Origin of the sequence: Enterobacter sp. CGMCC 5087, assembly GCF_003144775.1 — a bacterium.
GTDB lineage: Bacteria > Pseudomonadota > Gammaproteobacteria > Enterobacterales > Enterobacteriaceae > Enterobacter > Enterobacter cloacae_M.
In genome coordinates this window covers 1-6,865 of record NZ_QFXN01000076.1, presented here as the reverse complement: position 1 = coordinate 6,865, position 6,865 = coordinate 1, and the positions used below count along the sequence as shown (strand labels likewise).

6 protein-coding genes and 1 pseudogene are annotated in these 6,865 nt (G+C 61.0%); 1 reads left to right on the top strand and 6 read right to left on the bottom strand.

Going from position 1 to position 6,865, the window contains the following annotated elements:
- Together DEO48_RS06825 and DEO48_RS06820 are read right to left on the bottom strand one after the other, a co-directional pair.
- Window positions 1-344: pseudogene (locus DEO48_RS06825) on the bottom strand (PLP-dependent aminotransferase family protein); the annotation flags it as partial.
- Between the two features lie 20 nt (window positions 345-364).
- Window positions 365-1,252, bottom strand: coding sequence for a LysR family transcriptional regulator (locus tag DEO48_RS06820; RefSeq protein ID WP_045357533.1), 888 nt, complete (start codon window positions 1,250-1,252; stop codon window positions 365-367).
- 97 nt (window positions 1,253-1,349) lie between these two features.
- On the opposite strand from DEO48_RS06820, the gene DEO48_RS06815 reads away from it, so the two are divergent.
- On the top strand, window positions 1,350-1,952 hold the full coding sequence (locus DEO48_RS06815; RefSeq protein WP_109844713.1) for a short chain dehydrogenase: 603 nt from the start codon (window positions 1,350-1,352) through the stop codon (window positions 1,950-1,952).
- On the opposite strand, the gene DEO48_RS06810 is transcribed toward DEO48_RS06815, so the two are convergent.
- From DEO48_RS06810 to DEO48_RS06795, 4 genes are all read right to left on the bottom strand, one after another.
- The gene (locus DEO48_RS06810) at window positions 1,946-2,680 is read right to left on the bottom strand and encodes a bifunctional 2-polyprenyl-6-hydroxyphenol methylase/3-demethylubiquinol 3-O-methyltransferase UbiG (protein WP_109844714.1); all 735 of its coding nucleotides are present in this window, start codon (window positions 2,678-2,680) and stop codon (window positions 1,946-1,948) included. The genes DEO48_RS06815 and DEO48_RS06810 overlap by 7 nt on opposite strands.
- A 136-nt stretch (window positions 2,681-2,816) precedes the next feature.
- Complete coding sequence (locus DEO48_RS06805) at window positions 2,817-4,196, bottom strand: amidohydrolase family protein (protein ID WP_109844712.1); 1,380 nt, start codon at window positions 4,194-4,196, stop codon at window positions 2,817-2,819.
- Between the two features lies 1 nt (window position 4,197).
- Window positions 4,198-5,154 (bottom strand): carbamate kinase family protein, encoded by a 957-nt coding sequence (locus DEO48_RS06800; RefSeq protein ID WP_109844711.1) that lies wholly within the window; start codon window positions 5,152-5,154, stop codon window positions 4,198-4,200.
- A 117-nt stretch (window positions 5,155-5,271) separates the two neighbouring features.
- Window positions 5,272-6,816 carry a xanthine permease gene (locus DEO48_RS06795; RefSeq protein ID WP_109844710.1) on the bottom strand — a complete coding sequence of 515 codons (1,545 nt, stop codon included), beginning with the start codon at window positions 6,814-6,816 and terminating at the stop codon, window positions 5,272-5,274.
- Window positions 6,817-6,865 lie beyond the last annotated feature (49 nt).

Genomic DNA, 6,865 nt, shown 5'->3' with positions numbered 1-6,865 from the left:
GGGTTGATTAATGCACGCGCCAGCACGTCGAGGGACTGCTGTGAACCGGAAGTAATAACAACATCATCGGCCTTACAGGCGATACCGCGCCCCTCGCAGATGCGCTGAATTTCTTCCCGCAGCCCCGGTACGCCTTCGGTCAGACCGTATTGAAAGGCCTCACCAAAATGCTGTGATAATACGGCATCAGCGGCAATTTTCAGCCCTTCGTGATCGAACAGGGCCGGGTTAGGGATCCCCCCACCCAGCGAAATGACGCCGGCCATTTTGCTATGTTTTAATAATTCACGGATGGCAGATGATTGCAGGCCCTGCGCGCTGCTGGCGAGTTTATTCACAGACATTCTTTGCATACCTTCTTTTTTTATAGTGTGCCCAATCTTAGCAGAATATGGGCGATAAATTCCGTTAGCTTAGGGAGAGGTCGTAAATCCTGACGCCACAGCAAATGCACGGGTCTCGGCGCCGGAATATACGCCTCCAGCACCCGCACCAGCCTGCCGCTTTCCAGATCTTCCGCCACCAGCACTTCCGGCTGAAGCAGCAGCCCCGCCCCGGCTCTCGCGGCCATCCGCAGCCCGTAACCGTCGTTGCATCTCAAGACCGCATCCCGCTTCCAGCGCACCTCGCCTTCGACGCCCGGCAGCCGCCACTCGTTGCGTGCGGTCCACACGCTGTGGGATAAGCAGAGATGATCCACCAGATCGGCAGGGGTTTGCGGCGTACCGTAGCGCGCAAGGTAGTCCGGCGCCGCGCAGATCACCATCCGGTAAGGGCAGAGGTATTTCGCCACCAGATCGTCGTTGTGAATGTCGCCAATGCGAATGGCCAGATCGATGCCCTCCTCCACCAGGTCCACCATCCGGTTAGTGAGATCCAGCTCGATGCGCACCTCCGGGTAGCGTTGTAAAAAAGAGGCCGTAAGCGGCGCGATCGCGCTGCCGCCAAACGAGGTGGGTGCGGTCACGCGCAGGGTGCCGGACGGTGCGGCACGCAAGCGTTCCACCGCGCTTTCGGCAATCGCCACCTGCTCCAGCACCCGCTTCGCCTCGTCGTAATAGACCCGTCCGGCGTCGGTCAGGCTCTGGCGCCGCGTGTTACGCTCCAGCAGACGGGTGCCGAGCTGTGATTCCAGCAGCGCAACGTACTTGCCCACCATCACCGCCGACATCTCCAGCCGAGCCGCCGCACCGGTAAAACTGCCGCTTTCAACCACGGCAATAAAGGTCTCCATGCTGCGAAGCTTATCCATATTCCAAACCTCTGGTTAGCAATCTTCTAACTTTAGCCCAGTTTATCTGCATTTTTATTTATTAAAGAATGAAGGCTCACAACATAAGGAGTCGGCTATGAAAATCGTGATTATTGGTGCCAGCGGTACGGTCGGTCGTGCGGTAACGGAAGAGCTGAGTCGTCGCCACGAGGTCATCCGCGTCGGCCGCACGCAGGGCGACGAGCAGGTGGATATCACCTCGCAGGCGAGCGTCCAGGCGCTGTTTGAGAAAATCGGCCCGGTGGATGCGATTGTCTCCGCCAGCGGGGGTCTTTACTTTGGCCCGCTCGCGACCATGAAGGACAGCGACTTCAACCAGGGCCTGCAGGACAAGCTGCTCGGGCAGGTGCGCCTGGCGCTGATCGGCCAGCACTACCTGAACGAGGGCGGCTCGATCACCCTGATTAGCGGCATCGTGGCGCACGAGCCTATTGCCCAGGGCGTGAATGCCACCACGGTAAACGCGGCGCTGGAAGGGTTTGTCCGCGCTGCAGCCTGCGAGCTGCCGCGCGGGATCCGCATCAACCTGATTAGCCCGACGGTACTCACCGAATCCGTCGAAACCTACGACGGCTTCTTCCCGGGCTTTGAGAGCGTTCCCGCCGCGACCGTGGCGCAGGCCTATCGCCGCAGCGTGGAAGGCGTGCAGAGCGGGCGGGTGTATAAGGTGGGTTACTGAGCCTTACGGGCGGCGATCAGCACCAGCATCGGGCGCTCCGCCTCTTCGGCCAGCGCGGGCCAGGAGTCAATCTGCGCCTGCGCTGGACCCCACTCGTTGACGTCGCTTATCGTTAATCCGGCCCCGATCAGCGCGTTAAGCGTGGTGCCCAGCGTGCGGTGGTATTTCACCACCCCGTCCGCCAGCCAGTTGCTGATTCGTTTGCCTTCATCCTGATAATGATTAACGCCCCAGTATCGCTCGCCGTTATCGTCGGTCAGCCAGCCCTGACGGGTGGCGCAGGTGTAGATCGGGTGCTCCATCGAAAAGACCAGGCTGCCGCCGGGCTTGAGCGCGCGCTGGACCCTGGCGAATAGCGTATCCAGTTCCGGCAGGTAGTGCAGCGCCAGCGAGCTGTAGACCAGATCGAGGCTGTTCTCGTTGAGCTTGAGAGATTCCAGATCGCTACGCTGATAGTGAATCTGTGGGTCAGCGGTAAGCTCCGCTGCGCGGGCAAGCATCTTTTCTGAGATATCGACCCCCGTGACGTCAGCAGCACCCAGCTCGCGCGCCGCGCGGCAGAACCAGCCGTAGCCGCAGCCGAGATCGACAACCGATTTGCCGGTTAAATCAGGCAGCATGGCCTTAAGCGCGGGCCACTCCGGCGCGCCGTCCAGACCCTGCACCGAGCGTGGAAGCCGGGCGTAGCCTTCAAAAAACGCCGGATTGTCGTAGATGTTTTGTGCCATGGCAGATCCCTCTTTAAGAATGTGCATAGCAGTATACTGCATTGTCGGGTGGCGGCTTCGCCTTACCCGACCTATGGAAGTGCGGCCTGATGCCCTCACCCCAACCCTCTCCCACAGGGAGAGGGAGAAATGCACGTCAACCCACCGAGCCCCAGACAAGGTTGCCCTTATGGAACGTCGCGGTGCGCGGAGAAATGCGCGCCACGGCCTCGGCGGAGCAGGAGGCATCCACCAGCACAAAGCTGGCGTCGTCCTGCGCTTTTGGCCACACGCGCTCGCCTTTGTCATTCAGCGGCAGCACGTCGCCGGTGGCGATACCGAGCGCGCGGGAGAGCGTCTGCTCGTTCGGGCGGATGTAGAGCTGAGCGTAAAGATTCGCTTTCTCCAGCATGTCCCCCAGACCGTACGGCGACCAGTGGTCGATGACGCTGTCGGTCCCCGTCATCACGAACACGCCCTTCTCGCGCAGCTGCTTCAGCGGCATATGCAGAGTGCCAATCGGCACCGTGGAAGCGATGGTCACCTGCTGCGCCGCCATGCGGGTGGCGATCTCATCCACCTGCTGCTCGTTGAGCGTCGCCAGCGCGAAGGCGTGGCTGATGGTCAGCTTGCCCTTCAGCTCCGGCGTTTTCTCCACGGTTTCGACCATATAATTCACCGCCGCCACGCCTGCCGGGCTGGTTTCGTGCAGGTGGATGTCCACCCCTTTATCGTAGTCCAGCGCAATCTGGAACATAGTGTCGAGGGATTTCTCCATCGCGCCGTCGACGTTGGTTGGGTCCAGCCCGCCCACATAGTGCGCTCCGGCCTGCATCGCCTCGCGCATCAGCTTTTCGGAGTTCGACAGCAGCAGGCCGTGCTGCGGGAAAGCGACGATTTCGCAGTCAAAGCCGGGCTTACGGCGCGATAAAACCGCCTGCAGGTTTTCCAGATTCTTCAGGCCGGAGGTCGGCTCGATATTGCAGTGGCTGCGGGCGATGGTGGAGCCTTTAGACTGGATCAGGTCGATCAGCTTTTCCGCGCGTTCCTGGGTGTAGGGCTGTAGCTCCGGCAGCAGCTTCTGCTCGAGGCGGATCATATCCTGGATCGTGGTACCCGCCGGGCGGTTCAGGGAGCGCCACGGACCGCCATAAAAGGTTTTATCCAGGTGAATGTGCATGTCGCGCATCGCCGGGAGCATCAGCTTGCCGCCCGCGTCGTAGTGCGGCAGCGTGGCGTCGGCGTGGCGCTTGTTATCGCGCAGGGCGACGATCTTCCCGTCGTTAATCTCCAGCGTTTTCAGCTCGGTGCGGGTGCTCGTCGCCACGCCGCCGTCGACGTTGAACCCGGCCTCCAGCAGCACGTTGTCCAGATAGTAATGTTTCGCGGTGATGCTCATCGGTTTGCCCGTCTCGCAGGTTGGCTTCGCGGAGTCAGCAGCATACGCGACGGATCCGGTGGTGCCAAACAGCGCGCAGGCGGTGACCATTTTTCCGCTCTGGCTGATAAATTCGCGGCGGCTTTTGTTTTCACTCATCTTATCTTCCTTCATTAACAATATGGGTGCCGGTTTCCCCGCGCAGCGCCGCGGGCAGGCAGTCCGGCGAGGTGATAATCACGCGCCTGCCGCCGTGGTGTAAAAATTCCAGCGAGGCGACGATTTTGGGGAGCATACTGCCCGCCGGGAAGTGGCCCTCTTCCCTGTAGCGCGTCATCTGCGCCACGCTGACGGAGTCCAGCGCCTGCTGGTTCGGCTTGCCGAAGTTAATGCACACCTTCTCCACGCCGGTGGTGATCACCAGCACGTCGGCGCCGATCTCCCGCGCCAGCAGCGCGGTAGAGAGATCTTTATCAATCACCGCGTCGACGCTCTGGTAGTCGCCCTGCTCGCTGCGAATCACGGGTATTCCGCCGCCGCCCGCGCCGATCACCACAAAGCCTTTTTGCGTAAGGGCCTTGATGGCATCAGCCTCGACAATACGCAGCGGCTGCGGTGAGGCCACCACGCGACGGTAGCCACGGCCTGAATCCTCGACAAAATGCCAGTCCGGGTGTGCGCGCTGCAGCTCGTCGCGCTGCGCCTCGGTGAAGAACGCACCGATAGGTTTGGTAGGGTGAGTAAAGCCCGGATCGTTTTTATCCACCTCCACCTGCGTGACGACCGTGACCGCTTTTTGCTCCCCGCGAGCGGCCAGGCGATTGTTGAGCGCCTGCTGGATCAGGTAGCCAATCCCGCCCTGGGTGTCCGCCACGCAGTTTGCCAGCGGCGTCAGCGGCAGCCCTTCCCGCTCGTGGGCGATTTCGGCGCGGCGCAGATCCAGCCCCACCTGGGGGCCATTGCCGTGCGTGAGCACGATGTCATAGTCGGAGGCCAGCATTTCCAGCACCGACTCTGCTACCGCTTTCACCGCCTGCGCCTGATGTTCAACCGACTGGCTGGCGTTGTCTTTGATAATGCTGTTGCCGCCGATGGCGACGACCATAAGCTCTTTCATTTTGTTTCCTTTCGAAGGTGCGTTCTGGTGCCTTCACCCCGGCCCTCTCCCACAGGGAGGGGGATTAACGTTCCCTCTCCCTGTGGGAGAGGGTTAGGGTGAGGGCATCAGGCATTATCAGGATTCAGAAACCGGTGCCGCCGCGCTCGCCGCTTCGCGACTATCCAGCACATGCTTCACCACAAACATCCCGCCCATCATCAGATACGCGGTGACGAACATCAGCGAACTGCCTTCGGCAAAACCCACCACCGGGGCGTGGATCACCCCGAACAGCGCCAGCAGTGCCCCGCCCGCCGCGGCCACGGCTCCGCGCAGCGGTTTGTTGATAATGGCGAAAATGGCGATACAGCCCCACAGCATGCTGGCAAGCGGAGCCCCGTTCCCCAGATGGACTAATCCTTCGTAGTAGATCCCTTTGCTGTGCAGCACGTCGGTACCGATTTTGGCGGCATTCGTGCCCGCCGCTCCCATCACGCTGTTCATCATGGTCAGCGCCCAGTTAGCGATCCACGGGAACAGGCAGATGAAGATCACCGGCACTTCCACTTTGGGCGTTTCCCTCACCACCTGGTTGGCGGTGACGACGCCGATAAACACCAGAATCGGCACGATGGCGGTCATCGGAATGATGGCGAGCATAAACGCCCCCAGTCCGAACAGCGGCACGATGAACATGGTCACGCCGGAGGCCAGCGTATAGCCGATGCTCGCCCCCATCGCTTTCCAGCCAGGGTGGCCGACGTAGACCGTCACCGGGAACGGGTTCCCCATCAGGCAGCCGAGCATCGACGCCAGACCGTTAGCCAGCATCACCTTGCGCGTCGGGTACGCATCCCCCGCCGCGTGGGCGCTTTCGATGTTCTCCAGGTCAAAGATGTAGTTCGCCAGCCCCAGCGGCACGGCAGATGCCAGATAAGGCAGCGCGTGCGGCAGGCCCTGCATGAAGCTGTCCACGTGCACTTCCGGCGGGTTAAAGCCGAAGGATGACATGGACGCTTTAATCGCTTCCGGGCTTTGCAGGCCGGAGATCCACGCCAGTGCCGTACCGGCAATCAGCAGCAGCAGACCGGTCGGGATACGGGCGAAAATCGGCTTTTTACCGAACCAGTTGATGAAGATCAGCAGCAGCACGATAAACGACACGGTCGGCGCTTCGAACGCCTGCAGCATCGGGTTCATCGCCAGCAGCAGCAGGCCCAAACCGGAGAGGCACGACAGCAGCACGGTACGCGGGATCATCTTGCGGATGGTTTCACCGAGGAACGAACCGCCCGCGAGGATCATCGCCTCCACGAAGCACCACACCAGGCCAATCTGGATCGCGAAGTCCGCATCGCCGGTCTGCTGATACACCGGCATCAGGACCAGGAAGGTCACGGTAAAAATCGACGGCGCGCTCGGGCCGGACGGCAGCGCGGTCACGTCCGTACGCCCGGTGGCGCGCGCCATCTGCATGCCGAACCAGGCGTAGCAAATACTCGCGACCAGCACCGCCAGCCCGAAGGCCGGCGCGATGCGTCCATAAACAATCTCCTTCGGGATGCCGACGACAAAAATGAGCAGCCCCATCATGGTCAGCAGATTGGTCAGGTTGTTGGTCATCAACCCGAAATACGCCGCCCAATCACCTCTTTTCCACTCCAGTTTCATGTTTTTCATGGATGCATGCCTTATAAAAAGTAGCGATCGCGGAAGGTCAACAGCGCCT